General features: G+C 42.6%; 17 protein-coding genes. 8 read left to right on the forward strand and 9 right to left on the reverse strand.

From position 1 onward, the window contains the following. Positions 1 to 404: 404 nt before the first annotated feature. Positions 405 to 1,337 carry a hypothetical protein gene (locus OKC24_RS07100; RefSeq protein WP_265464909.1) on the forward strand — a complete coding sequence of 311 codons (933 nt, stop codon included), beginning with the start codon at positions 405 to 407 and terminating at the stop codon, positions 1,335 to 1,337. A 603-nt stretch (positions 1,338 to 1,940) separates the two neighbouring features. On the opposite strand, the gene serC is transcribed toward OKC24_RS07100, so the two are convergent. Further along, positions 1,941 to 3,020, reverse strand: coding sequence for a 3-phosphoserine/phosphohydroxythreonine transaminase (serC, locus tag OKC24_RS07105; RefSeq protein WP_219191208.1), 1,080 nt, complete (start codon positions 3,018 to 3,020; stop codon positions 1,941 to 1,943). Between the two features lie 119 nt (positions 3,021 to 3,139). Further along, the gene (locus OKC24_RS07110) at positions 3,140 to 3,802 is read right to left on the reverse strand and encodes a hypothetical protein (RefSeq protein WP_265464910.1); all 663 of its coding nucleotides are present in this window, start codon (positions 3,800 to 3,802) and stop codon (positions 3,140 to 3,142) included. 158 nt (positions 3,803 to 3,960) lie between these two features. Between OKC24_RS07110 and OKC24_RS07115 the strand changes: the two genes are divergently transcribed. The 5 genes from OKC24_RS07115 (at position 3,961) to gltP (ending at position 10,462) form a co-directional block, all read left to right on the forward strand. After that, positions 3,961 to 5,481, forward strand: coding sequence for a TolC family protein (locus OKC24_RS07115; protein WP_265464911.1), 1,521 nt, complete (start codon positions 3,961 to 3,963; stop codon positions 5,479 to 5,481). Between the two features lie 18 nt (positions 5,482 to 5,499). Next, positions 5,500 to 6,681 carry an HlyD family secretion protein gene (locus tag OKC24_RS07120; protein ID WP_265464912.1) on the forward strand — a complete coding sequence of 394 codons (1,182 nt, stop codon included), beginning with the start codon at positions 5,500 to 5,502 and terminating at the stop codon, positions 6,679 to 6,681. Between the two features lie 2 nt (positions 6,682 to 6,683). Then, positions 6,684 to 7,814, forward strand: coding sequence for an ABC transporter permease (locus OKC24_RS07125; protein WP_265464913.1), 1,131 nt, complete (start codon positions 6,684 to 6,686; stop codon positions 7,812 to 7,814). Then, on the forward strand, positions 7,811 to 8,908 hold the full coding sequence (locus OKC24_RS07130) for an ABC transporter permease (RefSeq protein WP_265464914.1): 1,098 nt from the start codon (positions 7,811 to 7,813) through the stop codon (positions 8,906 to 8,908). Before OKC24_RS07125 ends, OKC24_RS07130 begins: the two co-directional genes overlap by 4 nt. Positions 8,909 to 9,166: 258 nt before the next feature. Further along, complete coding sequence (gene gltP / locus OKC24_RS07135) at positions 9,167 to 10,462, forward strand: glutamate/aspartate:proton symporter GltP (RefSeq protein ID WP_005008605.1); 1,296 nt, start codon at positions 9,167 to 9,169, stop codon at positions 10,460 to 10,462. 89 nt (positions 10,463 to 10,551) lie between these two features. Here the strand turns inward: gltP and OKC24_RS07140 are convergent, their stop codons facing one another. The 6 genes from OKC24_RS07140 to OKC24_RS07165 form a co-directional block, all read right to left on the reverse strand. Further along, on the reverse strand, positions 10,552 to 10,917 hold the full coding sequence (locus tag OKC24_RS07140; protein ID WP_131275788.1) for a hypothetical protein: 366 nt from the start codon (positions 10,915 to 10,917) through the stop codon (positions 10,552 to 10,554). Between the two features lie 240 nt (positions 10,918 to 11,157). Further along, entirely contained in the window at positions 11,158 to 11,595 is a 438-nt protein-coding gene (locus OKC24_RS07145; protein WP_130147015.1) for a DUF5065 family protein, read from the reverse strand. 74 nt (positions 11,596 to 11,669) lie between these two features. Continuing rightward, positions 11,670 to 14,651, reverse strand: a complete 2,982-nt coding sequence (gene gyrA, locus OKC24_RS07150; RefSeq protein WP_265464919.1) for a DNA gyrase subunit A — start codon at positions 14,649 to 14,651, stop codon at positions 11,670 to 11,672. 418 nt (positions 14,652 to 15,069) lie between these two features. Further along, the gene (locus OKC24_RS07155; RefSeq protein WP_265464920.1) at positions 15,070 to 16,002 is read right to left on the reverse strand and encodes an electron transfer flavoprotein subunit alpha/FixB family protein; all 933 of its coding nucleotides are present in this window, start codon (positions 16,000 to 16,002) and stop codon (positions 15,070 to 15,072) included. Positions 16,003 to 16,020: 18 nt separating this feature from the next. Further along, complete coding sequence (locus OKC24_RS07160; protein ID WP_265464921.1) at positions 16,021 to 16,773, reverse strand: electron transfer flavoprotein subunit beta/FixA family protein; 753 nt, start codon at positions 16,771 to 16,773, stop codon at positions 16,021 to 16,023. Between the two features lie 537 nt (positions 16,774 to 17,310). Then, positions 17,311 to 17,916 (reverse strand): LysE family translocator, encoded by a 606-nt coding sequence (locus OKC24_RS07165; RefSeq protein WP_265464922.1) that lies wholly within the window; start codon positions 17,914 to 17,916, stop codon positions 17,311 to 17,313. A gap of 112 nt (positions 17,917 to 18,028) precedes the next feature. Here OKC24_RS07165 and OKC24_RS07170 point away from each other — a divergent pair, with 112 nt between their 5' ends. Next, positions 18,029 to 18,523: an Lrp/AsnC family transcriptional regulator gene (locus OKC24_RS07170; RefSeq protein WP_130146591.1), complete on the forward strand. Its 495-nt coding sequence runs from the start codon at positions 18,029 to 18,031 to the stop codon at positions 18,521 to 18,523. Further along, on the forward strand, positions 18,520 to 19,161 hold the full coding sequence (locus OKC24_RS07175) for a GNAT family N-acetyltransferase (protein WP_265464923.1): 642 nt from the start codon (positions 18,520 to 18,522) through the stop codon (positions 19,159 to 19,161). Before OKC24_RS07170 ends, OKC24_RS07175 begins: the two co-directional genes overlap by 4 nt. On the opposite strand, the gene OKC24_RS07180 is transcribed toward OKC24_RS07175, so the two are convergent. Then, a complete protein-coding gene (locus OKC24_RS07180) occupies positions 19,067 to 19,438 on the reverse strand; it encodes a hypothetical protein (RefSeq protein WP_130146593.1) in 372 nt (123 codons plus the stop codon). The genes OKC24_RS07175 and OKC24_RS07180 overlap by 95 nt on opposite strands. Positions 19,439 to 19,816 lie beyond the last annotated feature (378 nt).

A 19,816-nucleotide genomic window follows, 5' to 3' on the forward strand; every position in this document is an offset into this window, starting at 1 on the left:
TTTAAATGGTTTATCGCATAGACATTTTAATTGGTGAATAACATCTTAAATTTATTAAATATTTTTCAATGGCTTATCATGTACCAAAAAGCCCAGACCTGCCAATCTTGGCTTTTTTGATGATTTTTTATATTCCACGATTGATATTTAAACAATGTTCCACAACTTGATGCAATCTCATTGAACGCTAAAGCAGAAAAATGTCCAGATGAAATAAGAATAGATGTCTAAGCCGTTATTGATTTTGCACATCAGCATCTTGAGCATTCACTTCTATGCAGCCATTTTGACATGGTCTAGACTGAAAATAACAGCTGAATACGGAATATTTAGCGCTCAAGACTTGAAAATTTCAAATAACCCTCGATTTAATACATAAATACAACCCAACATCAATCGTGCTTATGAAAAATCAGAACAGACCAGAAATGATCACTATTGAAGATCAGAACTTCGGTAGCCACATTGAACACTGGAATTTATTAACAGAACAACCGTGTACCGATGTTCCTCAATGGCTCGGTCAAGCTCTGGATGCTCCTGTGATGCCGATGGGCTTATGCGCTGCAGAATGCGATATGGACACCGGCACCTGGCTGATTCAGGGCCCCAGTAAAGCGTCAGTACAGCTGACTCAAGTGATTGAAGTTGAAAACAACAAACCAAAAGCGGTAAAAACCGCATTTCCGTGCTTCGAGAGCCCGTATAAATTCAAGGCCAGCATTGACCGGATTATTACCTGCAAGTCCAATATTCAAGCCGTACTGTGCTTAAATTTAGGCGCCGACACTTCCGTATATGCCTTTGACAGCCTGTACAGCGTTAACCACAGCCAATATGAAAAGGGTCAGGACTATTTGGTGCAGCTGAATGGCTGGGCCTATGAGTTAGAAGCCGTTGCCGAACATGAGCAGTTAGTTGTCGATGACCCGGCCTCAATCAAACACCACCGCGCTTTAAACGATATTTTAGCCGCCAATAATGGTGTGGCGCCTGCAAACCTGCAGGAACAGATTGAAGCTTGGGAACCGCAGTCTGAAGATGATAAAGCCCCTGTCACAGTCGATTTTTCAAAAATGGTGGCTTATCTGTACGGCGAAAACATGGGCCAGGAAGATGAAGCCTGGTTCCAAGGCAATATTGTCGGCAAGTCATCCATGCAGTTTATGGATCAGGACTATACGCTTTACGATGTCACTTTAATTCACGAAGAAAATCAGCCCGCCGTGCTGATCCGCATTGCCACAAAAGACCCAGCTTACAAAAATTATGAGGTTGGCCAGTTCATTCGCGGCAACATTTGGATTCAGGCGAATATTTACACAAAATCTGCTTAATTTAAATTCAAAAAGCCTCTTTCTGTACAAATCAGACTTGGGCTTTTTTTATTTTAGCTGATAGACAATTTCATTACATAATTGATAATCCGCTGAAATTTTATCCACAATTAATAATCAAAAGTCAGCATTTTAAATTCAAACTTAAATGCACTTATCCACATTTATAAATTCAAAATTAATCCTTTTTAGTGATTATTTAATATTCAATCATAAGGATTTTAAATCCTTAATTAAATTTTAGATGACTGAAAATATGCAAGTTTTTATGCTTCTTACTCATCTTTTAAAATAAATCAAGCAGTTTGGCAATTTTAATCAAGATAGTACTTTATTTAATCAAAATTTTATGGTAAAAATAAAAATTACAAATAGGATTTAACGATAAATAGATCGGACAATAAATATCTATGAAAATCGTGCAAGAAGAAAACATACAGCAAGCCGGACACAGCCTGATTTCTCGATATCATGTCGAGCCTATGGCCTGCCTATTTTTTGTTTTAGGCATGATGATCTGTGCATATTTACTCCACACTTTTATTCTTTAATTCAGCAGATACAAAAAAGCCCATCTTTCGATGGGCTTTTTATCTTCAAGGATTATGCATTGCGTTTCGCAAAGTCATCCATGAAATTCACCAGCGCCTGCACACCTTCTAAAGGCACTGCATTGTAAATACTTGCACGCATGCCGCCAACAGAACGGTGTCCCGCAAGGTTCAGCAAATGATTTTCTTCCGCTTCTTTCAAGAATTGCTTCTCAAGCTCAGGATTTGCTAACGTAAATGGCACATTCATAATAGAACGGTTAGCTTTTGCAATCGGATTTGCATAAAAATCGCTTGAATCGATATAGCCGTATAGCAATTCAGCTTTTGCCAAATTCGCTTTATAAATGGCATCTACACCGCCCTGTTCAAGCAGCCATTCAAATACCAAACCAGACAGGTACCATGCATATGTAGACGGTGTGTTGACCATCGAATCATTTTTGGCTTGCGCAGCGTATTTTAAGATGCTTGGAATTTCAGGTTTTGCCTGATCCAACAGATCGTCACGAACGATCACAATTGTTAAACCTGCAGGGCCGATATTTTTTTGCGCGCCCGCATAGATCAAGCCGAATTTAGACACATCTAAAGGCGCAGATAAAATGCTCGATGAGAAATCTGCAACCAAAGGCTTATCTGTTTCTGGGATATTTGCAAACTGAATACCGCCAATGGTTTCATTATCTGCATAATGCACATAAGCGGCATCGTCAGATAAGTTCCACGTGCTTTGATCAGAAATTGCCATTTTGCCATCTACGGTTGTGCCCGCTTCAATGACATTAATGTCGCCATAGCGCTGCGCTTCTTTAGTCGCTTTTTCAGACCAAATACCGGTATGGATATAATCCGCTTTGCTGTTTTTGCCCAGCAAATTGAGCGGAATTGCAGAGAATTGCAAAGATGCGCCGCCTTGCAGAAACAGCACTTTATAATTCTCAGGAATGTTCATGAGTTTGCGTAAATCCGCCTCTGCCTTTTCTGCAACTGCAACATAATCTTTGCTGCGGTGGCTCATTTCCATAATGGAAAGACCTTTGCCATGCCAATCCAGCATTTCAGCTTGGGCTTTTTCTAAAACGGCAGTAGGTAATGCAGCAGGACCAGCACAGAAGTTGTACGCGCGCATGATTTTTCCTTTCAGAGTGAGACACAATAAAATGATGGCATTTAACCACAGATAGACGGTGCTTGCAGTAATTTATCCTGAAAATATTTCAATGCTGTCGGACATTTAAAGCTAAATCTTCAATAAAGATCTGATCTTTTTGCAGGTTTGATAATTTCAATAAAGGGCTCACCTGCCAGCAAATAGCTGACGATTCTTAAAATTAACGCGGGAATTACCACAATGGCGTGAATCAGCATGGCTGCGCTTAAATAAAAAGCAAACTCAACCCAGCGCAGCCAAGGCATAAAAACGGATTTTTTGCTTTCTAGCTTTTGCTGCTTTAACTGAGATAAAGGCGCATCACCATTTGCATCAATCCATTGCCGTGTTTTTAAATCATAGGTATTTGAGCTCATCAGCCCGCGGCCATAAGCGTGCACAATCCGTTTCGGCTTTAAGAAAAAGCCTGTAGACAGCGCAATCAAATTCATCACGCCTAAAATTGGATGGCGGAACATTGAGCCTGTGCCCAGCTCCCAAGCGCTGACCTCGCCTTCGCCAATCCGCCCAACCGTATAGCCCGTCAAAATATGGTGCATATCGTGATATTTTAAATATTTATGGCGCACGCCAATATTGGGCATTGGCACAATTAAACAGCCTGTATATACACCTACCGTCAAAGGCTCACGGTCACCCACAATTGGGCCAAAGCCATTTTTTTGATAAAACAGCGCAATCGCTTCATTTAAGGTATATGAATCTGAAAAATTATTTGGCGCTTTGACTTGTAAATCCATCTTATATTTATTAAACATGATGATGTGAATATAATATAGCCAATTATTCTGATTTATTACATCCTGATAACAATTTCAAAAAAATGAACAGCTGTATAAGAAGCATATCGCTGAACGGTTGCTTTATACTGGGTTTGACGATACGGAGAATCTATTTGATGTTACAGCATTCATCAAGTTTATGCAGATCTGAACAACAACAAAATCAAGCGAACAATATAACCAGCGCTATAGTGAAAAGTTCAATTTTTACGGTTTCATTACTGTTCAGTTCGCTTTGCCTTGCCCAAAGCATCAGCTTTCAACAGGCTGAGCAAAACGTACTGCAAGACTCTTACAGCACCAAAGCCAATCAGGCATTGCAGCAGGCATCACAGCTGGAAGCAGAGGCAGTCAAAGGCCTTGGGCTGCCGCGGGTCGATTTAAACGTGCGCGCTTATGCCTTTCATAATGAATTGGATATCCCATTAGGGGCCATCAAAAACAATTTAGAACAGTCGCTGTCAAATGGCGTCAACAGCAAAATTGATGAATGGCAAAATTCTAACCCGAATCTCGGCGGTTTAGCCGACCCGCTGAAAGAAGGTTTAAACCAAACCATCCATGATGGTGTCGGCTTAATTCCAGATGAATATCAAGTGGCATTAAATGATCAGGTGATCCGCCCAACCGTATCCATTATGATGCCTTTATATACAGGCGGGCTGACTTCCAGCGCTAAAGAAGTCGCTAATATTAAAGCCCAGCGCAGTCTGCTCAACACCAAACAGCAGCAGGATGTGCAGCGCTTTGAACTCATACAGGCTTATTTTAATGCGCAATTGCAAAAACAGCTGCAGGCCAGCAGTCAATTTAATTTGCAGTCCATGCAAAAACATTACAGCAATGCGCTCAAGCTGGAACAGCAAGGCTTTATCAGCAAAGGCCAGCGCATGCAGTTTGAAGTCGCGCGTAATAATGCCGAACGCGCCCATCAAAATACGCAAGCCGGCTATAAAGCCAGTTTATTTCAGCTGAATAACTTACTGCAAAGCAGCCAAATTACTGACCTGAGCACTCCGCTGTTTGTCAATTCGACACAAAACTTGGCTTTAAACAGCCTATTGAAAAGTTTTCCTGAACAGTCTTCACTCATTCAAAAAATGCAGATGGATACGCGGCTGGCCAAAGCCAATGTCAAAGTGCAAAACGCCGCGAAAAAACCCAGTGTCTTTGCTTTTGGCGAATATAGCCTGGACGATAAGCAAAACTGGATTGTGGGTGTGGCAGCCCGCTACAACTTATTCTCCGGCATCGATAAAAACAAAAATGTGCAGGCAGCCGAGTTGCAGCGTTATGCTTCAGAGCTGATCACTGAGCGCACCAAGCAAGAAATTGAAAACATCATTTATAAATCTTATAGCGAAGTGGTTACTGCACAGCAAAGTGACCAATTGCTGCAGCAAAACGTAAAAGCCGCCCAAGAAAATTTACGCATTCAGGAATTGTCTTTTAGAGAAGATATGGGTACGGCAACACAAGTGATTGATGCGCAGAATATACTCAGCGGTTTGAAAACAGAAACAGCGCTAAATGCTTATAAATATGTCATGTCACTGGCAGCTTTACTGCAAAGCCACGGTTCGATTGAACAGTTCCAGGGCTATATCAATCAGCCCAATACACGCTATGTCCGCTAATTTCAGATGGGGAATCCTATGAATCAAGATCAAAACTCACCTGAATCTGAAGAGAAGCCTATTTCACCTGAGCAGTCCAATCATGATGCTCAGACAAACTCCTCTGTATCTGAAAGCGCGAATGCCAATCATGAAAAAAACTTAACGGCTCCCAAAGATGATTCTGAGCATCAGCAGACGGAGCAGTCCGCCGTTGCGCCGCAAAATCCTAAAAAATCTGCAGCCGTTAAAATCGCCGTCTGCATGGTATTGATTCTGCTGCTTGGATTAATTGCTTTTGGCTTATGGAAAAGCTATCAGCCCAAAGAAGTCGAATTGCAAGGCCGGGTGGAAGCCGAAACCATTCATGTCTCCACCAAAGTGCCGAGCCGCATTGAAGAAATGTATGTGCATGATGGTCAAAAAGTCGTTAAAGGCCAAGAACTGGTGCGCCTGTTCAGCCCAGAAGTTGATGCGAAGAAACAGCAGGCGCTTGCAGTACTGCAGTCTGCTTTAGCGCTGCAGTCAACGGCAGACCGCGGTTCACAGGAAGAAAACATTGCCACGCTGTATGCCAACTGGCAAAGCATGAAAGCGCAGCAGAACTTAGCGCAAACCACCTATCAGCGCGGCGCCAAACTGTTTCAAGAAGGCGTTATTTCACGTCAGCGCAGAGATGAAATGCACGCCGCTTCTATTTCCGCGGCTGAATTAGCAGAAGCTGCGTATCAGCAGTATACCCGCGCCAAACGCGGCAGCACGCCAGAGCAAAAATCTTCTGCAGATGCGCAGGTCAGCATTGCCAAAGCCGCAGTAGCCGAAGCGAATGCTTTAGAGGCTGAAACTAAATTATTGTCGCCGATCAATGGAACGGTATCTAAAACCTACGGCAAACCCTCAGAGCTGGTTGCGATGGCTGTTCCCGTAGTCAGCATTATTCAAGATGATGATCTGCACGTCAGCCTGAATGTCCGTGAAGATCAATATCAGTCTGTATATAAAGCCAAAACCATGCGCGGCTATATTCCTGCCTTGGGCCAAACGGCTGAATTTAAAATTAAATATATTGATGCTGAAGGTGATTTCGCCACCATTAAAACCACCCGCCAAACCGGCGGTTATGACATCCGCAGCTTTAAAGTGCATCTTGCGCCTGTACAGGCCATGCCAGATTTAAAAGTCGGCATGAGCGTATTATTTAAAGTGAAAGAGGCGCAATAAATATGCGGGCAGGCGTTTGGCGTGAATTGCAGTATTTACTTAAGCACAAATGGGACTTGTGCTTAGTCACCCTTGCGCCTTTATTTATTGTTGTGCTGTTCAGCAGCATGTTTGCTCAAGGCAAGCCTGAATATTTGCCGATTGCCATTATTGATCAAGACCGCAGCAATTTAAGCCGCAGCATCGAACATCATTTAGCCCTGAGCAGCGCTGTGAAAATTGCGCTCATCAGTGACAGTCAAACTAAAGTCGAACAGCAGCTGAATCAAAATAAAATTTGGGGCTATGTGCACATTCCAGCGGGTGCAGAACAGCGCTTGGTGCAAGCCAAAGATGCTGAAATCAGCATTGCCTATAATCAAAGCTATTTTAGTGTGGGCAATACCATTTCGTCTGCCATGCTGCTTGGGACGCTGCAGGCCATGGCTGATTTTATGGGTCAGAATTACTTTGAAAATACCCTCCCTTATTTAGATGTGCCAACACCGAACGTCAAAGTTTCTCCGCTATATAACCCCGGGCTGAATTATGAGTTCTATTTAGAACCCTACATGATTCCAGCCATTTTGCATTTGCTGCTCTGCTGCTGCGTGGCTTTTTCTGTAGGGCAGGAACTGAAATTTAACACCGCACAGCAATGGCTGCATGGGCAAACGCTGTTCAGTGCATTGCTGTCCAAAAATTTGGTCTATATTTTAATTTTTAGCATTTGGACATGGCTGTGGATGATTTGGCTGATTGGCATCCGCGGCTGGTTTGTCGCAGGCCATTTGTGGCTGATTTTGCTCGCTCAGATTTTACTGTACAGCGCCTATGCCTTTATCAGCAGCGCAATTGTGCTGGCCACAAAAAACCTGTCGAAAACCTTTGGCGTGATTGCCGTCTACGGCGGTTCATCGCTCAGCTTTGCAGGCGTAACCCTGCCCCTCAATAATGCCCCGATGTTCACCCAGTTTTGGGCGCATATTATCCCCTACACGCCGTATGCCAAACTGCAAACCGAACAATGGGTGATTGGCAGCCCGCTGTCATCTTCCTTGCAGCCTTTTGCCCTGCTCGTGGTATATAGCGTGCTGTATTTTGCACTGGCTTATGTCTTCTTGAAAAAATGCGCCAAGGAGATTCAGTCATGAAACAGTTTTTCCACTACTACATTCAAACCTTTAAAAACATTGCTGCCAATTCATCTATCTTGACCACGCTGATTCTGTCGGTCTTTATGTACAGCTTTTTTTATCCTACAGCTTATCAGGCGCAGCAAGCGCAGGCTTTGCCGATTGTGATTGTCGATGAAGAACAAAGTGCAATGACATCCGCAATTATTGGACAAGTCTCTAACAGTCCAAATGTAAAGATTAAGGCAGTCACAGCTAACTTTTTAGAAGCTGAACAAATGGTTCAGCGCCAGCAGGCGGATGGCATTTTGCTTTTGCCTGACAATTTATCCAACAGCATCCGCCATGGCGAAGTTGGCGGTGTCGGCTTATATCTCAGCGCTGCAAATTTTTTAAAAACCAAACAAATTGGCCTTGGCCTTGCCACATCTATTGAAAATGCACTGGCGGAACAGGCAGAAAAATTTGGCAATATTTCACATTTCTCTCCTGCACTGTCCATTCATCAAATACCGCTATTCAATACCTTATCTGGCTATGGCAGTTATATTTTCCCTGCAGTTGCGCCGCTGATTATTCACCAGACCATTGTACTTGGACTGTGCATGCTGCTGGCAAGCTACCGTGAACAGTATCAATGGAAACCTGCTGCAGCTGAATTTTGGGCAATTTTCGCGGCCATACTTACGATTGGCTGTTTGGGCTGTTTCTATCTGTTCGGCTTTACCTTCTGGCTGTACGATTATCCGCGCGGCGGAAATTTTATGGGCATGCTGATCGCGGTACCGATATTCATTAGCTGCATCATTGCCCTTGCTATGCTGCTGGCCTCATTTTTAGATATGCCTGAACGGGCTGGGCATCTGATTGTATTCACCTCAATTCCGCTATTTTTGCTCTCTGGCACGGCATGGCCGCACGCAGCAATGCCTTTATGGATGCAGGGGCTAGGCAGTTTTTTGCCTTCTACCCAAGGCATTCAAATGTTTATCCAGCTGAACCAGATGGGAGTGCCGACCAGCATTGTTGTGCCTAAATTAATCTATTTAAGCGCTTTTGCCGGCGTTTGCCTATGCTGGTCTTACTATAGATTAAAACTTAAGCCAAACTAGTCAATTATTAATCATTTTTATTTGTTTCATAACTTAATTTTATCACCTAAATCGGATTATTAAATAAAACTGAAAGAAAAAACACCAATCAACAGCAATATCATAAAAATAGTTAGCTCATTTTTCATAAAAACTTCAAAATAGGCTTAATCAAATCTGCCAAAATTCCTCTTGCCTTTGCAGCGCCATTTTTTAGATGCAGCGCAAGAGTTCATGCAGATTTTTTTTGTCCCTAATTTAGTTTTTTCAGAGCTGAGTATGAAAAAAATTAAGATGAGCCTTGCATGGCAAATCGTAATTGCACTCATTTTAGGTATACTTTTAGGCTCTATTCTCCACTATTCTCCTGAATACCGTGATGCCTTAGTAAATAATTTATTGACCCCGCTGGGTTCAATTTTTATTAACCTTATTAAAATGATTGTAATCCCGCTTGTAGTTTCAATGCTGATTTTAGGCATTGCCAATGCAAGTCATGGTTCCAATGTGGGTAAACTGGGTTTCAAAACCATTTTGTATTTTGAAATCATTACCACTATTGCAATTATTGTCGGTTTAGTTGCAGCCAATGTCTTCCAGCCCGGCGCTGGCATTGACATGTCGACCCTGACCCAAGTGGATATTTCCAAATATCAGGAAACATCCCATGAAGTCAGTTCGCATTCACATGGATTGGTGCAAACTGTATTATCTTTGATCCCGCCAAACTTCTTTGCTGCTTTAACCAGCGGGCAAATGCTGCCGATTATTTTCTTCTCGGTGCTGTTTGGCATTGGCTTAGGCTCTTTATCAAAAGAAACTAAACAGCCGCTGATCAGTGTTTTGCATGCCGTTTCTGAAACCATGTTCAAAGTCACTCACATGATTATGATGTTTGCGCCTTTAGGTGTATTCGGCTTAATCGCTGCGACTGTCGCGAACTTTGGCTTCAGTTCATTACTGCCTTTAGTCAAACTTGCATTATTGGTATATGGCGCTATTTTCTTCTTTATTTTTGTCGTTTTAGGATTTGTTGCCAAAATTTGCGGTTTCAGCATTTGGGCGATTATTAAAATCTTGAAAGATGAATTGATCTTAGCTTATTCAACTGCCAGTTCAGAAACAGTGCTGCCGCGCATTATGGAAAAAATGGAAGCTTACGGTGCGCCAAAACCGATTACCAGCTTCGTGATTCCAATCGGCTATTCATTCAATTTGGATGGATCAACACTGTATCAAAGTATCGCTGCAATCTTCATTGCGCAGTTGTACGGCATTGATTTAAGCCTGGGCCAGCAAGTTATTCTTGTCTTGACACTCATGATTACTTCTAAAGGCATCGCTGGCGTTCCTGGCGTGTCTTTCGTCGTACTGTTAGCAACGCTGGGCAGTGTCGGCATTCCGCTCGAAGGCCTTGCATTCATTGCCGGTATTGACCGTATCTTAGATATGGCGCGTACTGTTCTGAACGTGATCGGCAATGCATTGGCTGTTCTCGTGATCAGTAAATGGGAAGGCGAGTTCGATTACGAAAAGCAAAAGAACTACGATCCTAAGCTGCATAACACACTCTAAAATTGACTGCATATAAAAGGACGCCTCGGCGTCCTTTTTTGTACCTCAAATTATGAAAATTTTAAAGCTTCAATATAAAGTATAGTGATTTAAATAGCGGTACTATGCTGTACATCCAACCACAATCCTACAACTTCATCTCCCCCCTCATGTCCTTGGTAAACCACAGAAAACAACACTGTTTCTTCTGGATACATATATGCGTAATCAATTTTCGTGATTTCACCGACTGCCTTTTCATCTATCTGCGCAACAGCAATAATTTCAGCTTGGTTCAAAAAATAATCCGGTAAAATTCCATAAACATGGTTTAAAGCGTCTGTATTCTGAAACAAAGCTGCTCGGACATTCTGTCCGACTAAGACCATGATTTTCTCATTATTTCGCTGAATTAAAGCTTCAAACAATACTGCCGATTTGCTATTTTGCTGCGTGCTGGCTCCGATCATCATCATTCCACTATGCTTCTGCTCATTTGAACTGTAGCACAATGCTAATGTTAAACACGTATTCACACAATTATGTTCGCTAATTTACATCCGTAGCATTGCTGTCAATATTTCAGCTAATTGCAATACCGTCAGATTATTTAAATGCATAAAATCGGTGCTTCAATCTGCAACAAAAAAAAGGATGCCTCAACATCCTTTTTTAGATTTCATTCCCATTGAATCAAAAAAACAGCAAATTCTGTTTTAAATCTTCTCACCAAATACAGACACGCTTAAATCACGAATTTTCGCGCTGCCGCCCGCCTTGTCAAAACTGACATCATACTGCACTAAATTTTTGTCATACGCATATTCATACGTCACCGTATACTTACTGGGCTGATTGGTTGCCTTGACTATGTTTTTCGCGACTATTTTCTTGGTTTTATAGTTTTCCTTTGGCAAGCCGCGCGCAAATTTATGCATTTCTTTTTCATTGCCGCTGAACCGCGCCTGCAGTTCCGGCTCTAAACGCGTCATCAGCTGACTAAAATTCTGCGCTCGCAAGTCATCATAGGCAGCTTGGGCCGCCTGAGCTTGCGCTGCGCTCGGGTCAGGAATCGCATTCATCGCTTGCTGACCCAATTTCTCACAGCCGCCTAAAGCCAGTGCAGACGCCAATACAGCATATTGAAGCTTCATCATCATTCTCATCCATCTATCTAGGGCCGACATAGAAAAAAGGACGCCGAAGCGCCCTTTTTATTGATTTAAAATCAGTCTTCTTCAGGCTCATTCAAATCAGATTCATTTTCTGTATTTTCAGCAATGATTTCATCATCTGCCGCCGATTCAGCGGATGCCGCTAAAGATGCATCATCCAGCAATTCATCATCTTCTTCCACAGCTTCAATCGCCTCTACGCCAACCAGTGTTTCATTTTCACCTAAACGGATTAAACGCACACCTTGAGCATTACGGCCAGTTTGCGCAACTTCTGACGCACGGGTACGAACCAAAGTACCGCCGTCAGAAATCAGCATCAACTCTTTAGACGCATCAATGGCAACTGCGCCGACCAGCTCGCCATTACGCTCAGAGGTCTTAATTGCAATGACGCCTTTACCGCCGCGTTTCTTGGTTGGGAAGTCATCGACTGGCGTACGCTTACCGTAACCGTTAGCAGATGCGCAAAGCACTTCGCCTGTTTCAGGCACCACCACCAAAGAAACGATGCGGCTGACAAATGCAGAATCTGCCGCGTCATCATCCGAATCTGTATCAGCATCTTCCGCTTCTTCCGCTTGCGCTGCGCCGATAGTGACACGCATGCCGCGCACGCCTTTCGCAGAACGGCCCATTGCGCGAACATCTGTTTCAGCAAAACGGATCGCCTTGCCTTCGTTCGAGAACAGCATGATTTGCTGTTCGCCGTCAGTGATGGCTACACCAATCAAGGTGTCTTCATCATTCAGCTCAATTGCGCGTAAGCCATTGGAACGGACATTCGAGAACTGTTCAAGTTCAACACGCTTGATCGTACCTGCTTCTGTTGCCATAAAGACATAGAAGTTTTTACGCAAGTTTTCTGCAAGTTCTGCAAATTCAGCGACAATTTCATCGTCCAAATCAGTCGCAGAAAGCTCGATACCCAGCTCTTTCAGCTGTTTGCGCAATGCATCAGAAAGGTCATCGCCATCAGCCAGTTCTGCAAACGCAGCTTCCAGCGCATCATAATGCGCATTGACGATTTCATTTGCTTTCAGTCTTTCAGCATTTGCTTTCACGAAACTGCGGAAGTCAGCAAGACGCTCTTTGAATTTCTTCGGCGCATCAATCACCGGCAAGATTGCTGTGATGGTTTCATCAGCATCCAGCGGCAGCAAGTTCACCATTGGACGGCCTTTTGAACCGCGTGAAGCTTGCGGCACTTCAAATACTTTCAGGCGGTAAACTTTACCAACATTGGTGAAGCACAATACTGTTGCATGGTTTGATGTCACAATCAAATGCTGAATGTAATCATCTGCTTTCATTGAGGTCGCAGACTTGCCGCGGCCGCCGCGGCGCTGCGCTGCATAGTCAGAAAGCGGCTGTGTTTTTGCATATCCTGTTTGAGAAACAGTGAGCACAACCTGCTCTTCTGGAATCAAATCTTCACGCGAGAAGTCAATGCGCGACTCTACAATTTCGGTACGGCGCGCATCGCCATACTGCTGCAGAATCAATGCAAGCTCTTCTTTAATCACATTCATCAATAAATTAAAGTCATTTAAAATTGCTGTATATTCAGCAATTTGACCTAAAATTTCAGTATATTCAGCATGCAGCTTATCTTGTTCAAGGCCCGTTAAACGGTGTAAGCGCAACTCTAAAATTGCGCCAACTTGCGCTGGAGACAAGCGGTAGACATTGCCTGCCAATCCGAATGGACGGCTTGGATCTTCCCCTTCAATTTCATCTGGACGGATTGAAATTGAACCTGCTTTTTCCAGCAAAGCAACAACACCGCCCGCAGCCCACTCGCCTGCCTGTAAACGCTCACGCGCTTCACCAGGGTTCGCAGACGTTTTGATGGTTTCAATAATGGCATCAATATTGGCTAAAGCAACCGTCAAACCTTCTAAGATATGGCCGCGTTCGCGCGCTTTGCGCAATTCGAACATGGTGCGGCGCGTAACCACTTCTTGGCGGTGACGGACAAAGGCCGCGATAATATCTTTCAGGTTCATCAATTTTGGCTGGCCGTTGTCCAGGCAGACCATATTGATGCTGAAAGAGTTTTCCAGCTGAGTATTTAAAAATAGATTATTGACGATCACTTCGGCGTTTTCACCGCGTTTCAAGTCGATGGCGATACGCATGCCGTCTTTATCTGATTCGTCACGAAGCTCAGAAATACCTTCCAGTTTTTTCTCTTTCACTAACTCCGCAATACGCTCAATGGTTTTTGCTTTGTTAACTTGATAAGGAATTTCTGTAAATACGATTGTACCGCGGCCAGTTTTCTGGTCTTCTTCGATATGATATTTACCGCGGATATGCAAGCGCCCCTTACCTGTCCGGTAAGCGTCTACAATGCCTGATTTGCCGTAAATAATGCCGCCTGTAGGAAAGTCTGGACCAGAGATGTGCTCCATCAATCCTTCAATACTGATTTGCGGATTATTGGCATAGGCCAAACAAGCGTTCACAACTTCAGTCATGTTGTGCGGCGCCATATTCGTCGCCATACCGACAGCAATACCGGTTACACCGTTAATCAGCAAGTTCGGCACACGGGTTGGCATGACTTGCGGAATACGCTCAGAACCGTCGTAGTTGTCTTCCCATTCAACTGTATCTTTTTCAAGATCAGCCAATAGTTCATGGGTTAACTTGCGCATACGGACTTCGGTATAACGCATCGCCGCAGCGCTGTCGCCGTCGACCGAACCGAAGTTGCCCTGACCATCAACCAATTGATAGCGCAAGCTGAAATCCTGCGCCATACGGACGATGGTTTCATAAACGGCGAAGTCACCATGCGGGTGATATTTACCGATCACGTCACCGACTACACGGGCAGATTTTTTGTACGCTTTGTTGTAGTCATTGCCCAGCTCGTGCATTGCGAAAAGCACACGGCGGTGAACAGGTTTTAGACCATCCCGCACATCCGGCAATGCACGCGATACAATTACGCTCATCGCATAATCGAGATATGAACTTTTGAGTTCATCCTCAATGGCAATCGGTCTAATTTCCGATACGCTCATGCATACTCCTTATTATACAGGTAAAAATGACCCGCATTTATATGTCGTAAATCCAGCTAAAATTTCACTCAAAAGCATGAGTCAAAATGTAAAATACAGCCGTAAATTATAGCATAAATCTGCTTTTAAATGTGTGTTTTGACAATCTGCTATCTTGTTATATTTTTTAAAAATTTGAATATTTTTTAGACAAAAATTTAGACTCTGGCCAATAGTAAGATGTTATGATTTTTTTATCTGCTGAAGGCCCATCAAACATGCGGTTAAATCTGATTTCTCAGACCCAATAATCTCTTTCAACTGAATTTAAGCCCAACAGCCTTAGGACTCATAAAAACCCAAACTGACTCAAAAGCGCAGCTCAAAAAAAACCCTCAGAATAATCTAAGGGTTTTTTTTGAAACAGTAATTTCAGAAATTAGATTTTAGAAACCAATTCTGGAACTACAGTGTTCAAGTCACCGACTAACCAGTAGTCCGCTACTGCATTGATAGGCGCTTCTTCGTCTTTGTTGATCGCTACGATCACTTTAGACTCTTTCATACCTGCCAAGTGCTGAATCGCACCTGAGATACCTACAGCGATATACAGTTCTGGCGCAACGATTTTACCTGTTTGACCAACTTGCATATCGTTTGGTACGAAGCCAGCATCTACTGCAGCACGTGACGCACCTTGAGCAGCACCTAACTTGTCAGCTAATGGGTCAAGCACAGTGTGATAGTTTTCACCTGAACCAACACCACGGCCGCCAGATACAACAATGCGAGCAGCTGTTAATTCTGGACGTTCAGATTTCACGATTTCTTCTGAAACGAACTTAGAAATTCCAGCATCACCAGCAGAAGCAAGCGCTTCAACTGCAGCAGAACCGCCTTCCGCAGCAACTGGATCAAATGCAGTACCGCGTACAGTTGCAACAACGATTGATTCGTCAGATTGAACTGTAGCAATCGCGTTGCCTGCATAGATAGGACGCTTGAATGTATTTGCTGAATCGACTGCAATAATGTCAGTGATCATGCTTACATCAAGAAGCGCAGCTGCGCGAGGCAGAATATTTTTACCAGTTGTAGTAGACGCAGCGAGAATGTGCGAATAGCCAGAACCAATAGAAGCAACTAATTTAGCTACGTTTTCAGCCAATTGGTTTGCATAAGCAGCGTCGTCAGCAAGCAATACTTTGCTTACGCCAGCAACTTTAGCCGCTTGGTCAGCAACAGCTTGCGCGCCTGAACCAGCAACCAATACAGTGATATCACCGCCGATTTTTTGCGCTGCAGCAACAACGTTTAAAGTAGCGCCGTTAAGTGCTTTGTTGTCGTGCTCAGCGATAACTAAAATACTCATGATTTTTATCCTTCTGTATTAGATCACTTTCGCTTCGTTTTTCAATTTTTCTACAAGCTCGTCTACAGACTTCACTTGTACGCCAGCTTTACGTTCTGCAGGCGCTTCAACTTTAACAGTTTTAAGCTTAGTTGCAGGGTTTACGCCATAATCAGCTGGTGACTTAGTATCAAGCGGTTTTTTACGCGCTTTCATGATGTTTGGAAGAGCAGCATAACGCGGTTCGTTCAAACGCAAGTCAGTCGTGATGATTGCAGGAAGCGCAAGCTCTACAGTTTGCAGACCGCCGTCAATTTCACGAGTTACTTGTACTTTATCGCCTTCAACTTTAACTGCTGAAGCGAAAGTACCTTGACCTGCGCCAAGAAGAGCGCCAAGCATTTGGCCGACTTGGTTTGAGTCATCATCAATTGCTTGTTTGCCTAGAAGGATTAATTGAGGCTGTTCAGCATCAACTACGCCTTTTAAAATTTTAGCAACTTCAAGCGCGCCTAGCTGGCTGTCATCAGCTTCAACCAAGATACCGCGGTCAGCGCCAAGCGCCATAGAAGAACGGATTTGTTCTTGAGCTTCTTTAGGGCCAATAGAAACAACAACGATTTCTGAAACAGTTCCTTTTTCTTTTAAGCGAACCGCTTCTTCCACTGCGATTTCACAGAATGGGTTGATTGACATCTTAACGTTAGTAAGGTCAACCCCACTGTTGTCCGGTTTAACACGAACTTTAACGTTGGCATCAACCACACGTTTTACAGCAACAAGAGCCTTCATGTAATCCTCGGCTGTTTTAGCAAATGTAAATGTTGAGAAAAGTTATATTAACTCTTCACTTTAAATTTTTTAGGTGCCCTATCTTGCAATGTGATTGGCATTTGGGTCAAGTCACAATTATCGAAAGACCTGTAAAAATCCGTAAAATTCCTTGAACTTATCGTTCACACTTTTTCAGAATGGTTTTATTTATTTGTTTTCACGACTTATTTAGTTATTTTTTAAGCATTGATTTTTATTATATTTTTACTTGATTAGGTTCATCAAAAGATTTGATTTAATATCTTTTTCCGATCAGTCATGATTCTTTTTTATGCAGAAATGACTGGTGCGCATATCATAGTGTTTGTGTCATTTAAGATAGATGACATATTTTTGTAGCGAATTTATGCAATCCGGAATTGATTCAAAATTAAAACTGGCTTTATTGCGCTGAAAAATTCAGGCCATTTATTTTAAAGCACAACTCTTCTGCTTATATCTCAATAAAAAGCCTGCTTAAAATGCAGGCTTTTTATCAAATGAATAGGCTTGATTTTAGTTTGCAATCAGCCACGCCGCAGCGAGACCTAGTAATCCGCCTGAGGTGCCATCGATCCATTTTTGTTTACGTGCATCAATCTCGGTTTTTTGCGTAATCTTGGCAAAAACCAAACTTAAACTGCAGTACACAATAAATATCAAAGTAATAAAGATCAAAGATAAAACGAGACCCTGAGTGACCGTGTTGCCTGACTGATCTATAAATTGCGGCAAGATCGCAAAATAAATCAGCATGCCTTTCGGGTTTAGCAAAGCGGTAAAAAATCCTTTTTTTATAGGATTTGACGCACTTTGCTTTTCAATACTCAATTTTTTATTGCTAAACACAGATTTAATTAAATGCGCCGCCAAATATAAAAGATAAGCGATCCCCAGCCAGCGGATGGTTTCAAACAAAATTGGAAAAGAGACAATAATTGCAGCAATACCTAAAGCCACTAAAACTGAATGCACCAAATAACCTGTGCATACACCAACAGTTGCCATCATGCCTGCTTTTGCATCTTTGCCCATCACTTGAGACAGAATAAATAGCATATCTGGCCCAGGGGTAAAAATTAGCGGAGTTACCGTTAACGCAAAGACTACTAATACAGACATTTTCTTTTCCTATCACTGTATGGATGGACAAAAATAGTATCTGTGAATTGAACTAAAATAGGATTTCATTTATTCTAAATTTATTGTTATTTTTAGAATATAATTCTAATTTATGAAAATTTCTTCCAAATCAATTCTAGTAAAGCTCGATCGTATTGATAAAACTATCATTCGCTCTTTGCAGAATAATGGCCGAATGCAAAACAATGATCTTGCAAAAACCATTGGCCTGTCACCATCGTCCTGCCTACGCCGTGTAAAACTGCTTGAAGAGGCCGGCGTCATTCAAAGCTATACTACGGTGGTCGACCCGCAAAAAATTGGCTTTCAATTGATTTTGTTTTCTCGTATTTGGCTGCTAGGCCAAGATGCCGAAACGATTGATACCTTCATTGAGGCGATGAAAGAACTGCCGCAAGTGATGGAGTGCTACATTATTTTAGGGGAATGCGATGCCATGCTGAAAGTGGTTGTGCCGGATTTAGAAAGCTACCGTAAATTTCAATCCACGCATTTAACCAAACGCAACGGCATTACCAGTGTAAAAACAGATGTTCCGAGCCAGATCGTTAAACAAAGCTATCAGCTGCCTTTGGAAGATTTATGATGCGAAACGGCCCAGACATTAAGCCGCCAGTCATTTTAGAAACCGCACGGCTGACTCTCAGGCCGTGGGAAACTGAAGATTTAGCGCCATTTGCGCACATGAATGCCAATGCTCAAGTCATGCAGCATTTTCCACAAACGCTGAACACACAAGAAAGCGATGCGCTGGCAGAAAAATTTCAGCAGCATATAGATTTAAATGGCTGGGGATTCTGGGCGCTGGAATTAAAGCAAACAGGACAGTTTATTGGATTTACTGGGCTGCATTTTCAGCCGGATTTATTTGAATTTTCGCCTTGCACTGAAATTGGCTGGCGCTTAGCTGCCGAATTTTGGCATCAAGGCTATGCCTCTGAAGCCGCGGACGAATGCCTAAGATTCGCCTTTGAGGTTTTGCAGCTAAAAACAGTGAAAGCATTCACGGCCGTTCAAAATAAAGCGTCTGAAAATGTGATGCTGCGTTTAGGCATGCAGCATCAAGGCTATTTCAATCACCCGAAACTGAATTCAAATAGCCCCTTACTGCGTCATACGCTGTATTGCATTAAACAGGCTGATTTTCTAAAAAATCACGGTGAATATGGCTTAAATCAATCAATTCATATTGAGCCAGCTCAAAGATTTGCCAGACCTCAATAAAGTCCTGCTTAGAGTCAAAAGAAGCCGTCGGAGATTGCGTTTCTTGCCATTGCAGGTCAGAAATCCAAAGATAAGCCTTTTGTGTATCTGCATGAATGGCTTGCACTTTGCCATTGGCATTCACCCCCTGCACAACTGCATTTACAGGAAGAGACGGCTCAATATTGGGCAAACTGATTTCCACAAAATGCTTCACTTGCCGAAGGCCATAACCAGCAAAAATCTCTTTTTGTTTAGAGCTGAGCTGATCATACTTGTCTTGAATATCCAAAATCATTTCTTTTGCCTAGTTTTCAATTAAATTCTTGATGCGCATTTTTCGGAACAGCAACGACTCCTCGGTTCGCTTAAGCTGACCCTACGCATTGATGCATTCTTTTATACGTGAAAAATTGCCTTTTTTTTATTCTACATTAGTGCAAGCATCACTATTAATCGCATCTAAAACATTTACTTTCGAATAATTTATGTTCTTTGCATGCTTTTGTCTAGATTTCTTCAATATTGTTACCGTTTTTTAATCATTTCAAAATTAATTGAAATTTAATGCATGTTTACTGTGCAAAAAATGATTCAAATACGCACAAAACACTGCAGCAATCATTTTTTCATTCAAAAAATAGCTCATAACATCAACATCTTCGATGGCACAACA

Source organism: Acinetobacter entericus, assembly GCF_026168575.1.
GTDB lineage: Bacteria > Pseudomonadota > Gammaproteobacteria > Pseudomonadales > Moraxellaceae > Acinetobacter > Acinetobacter bouvetii.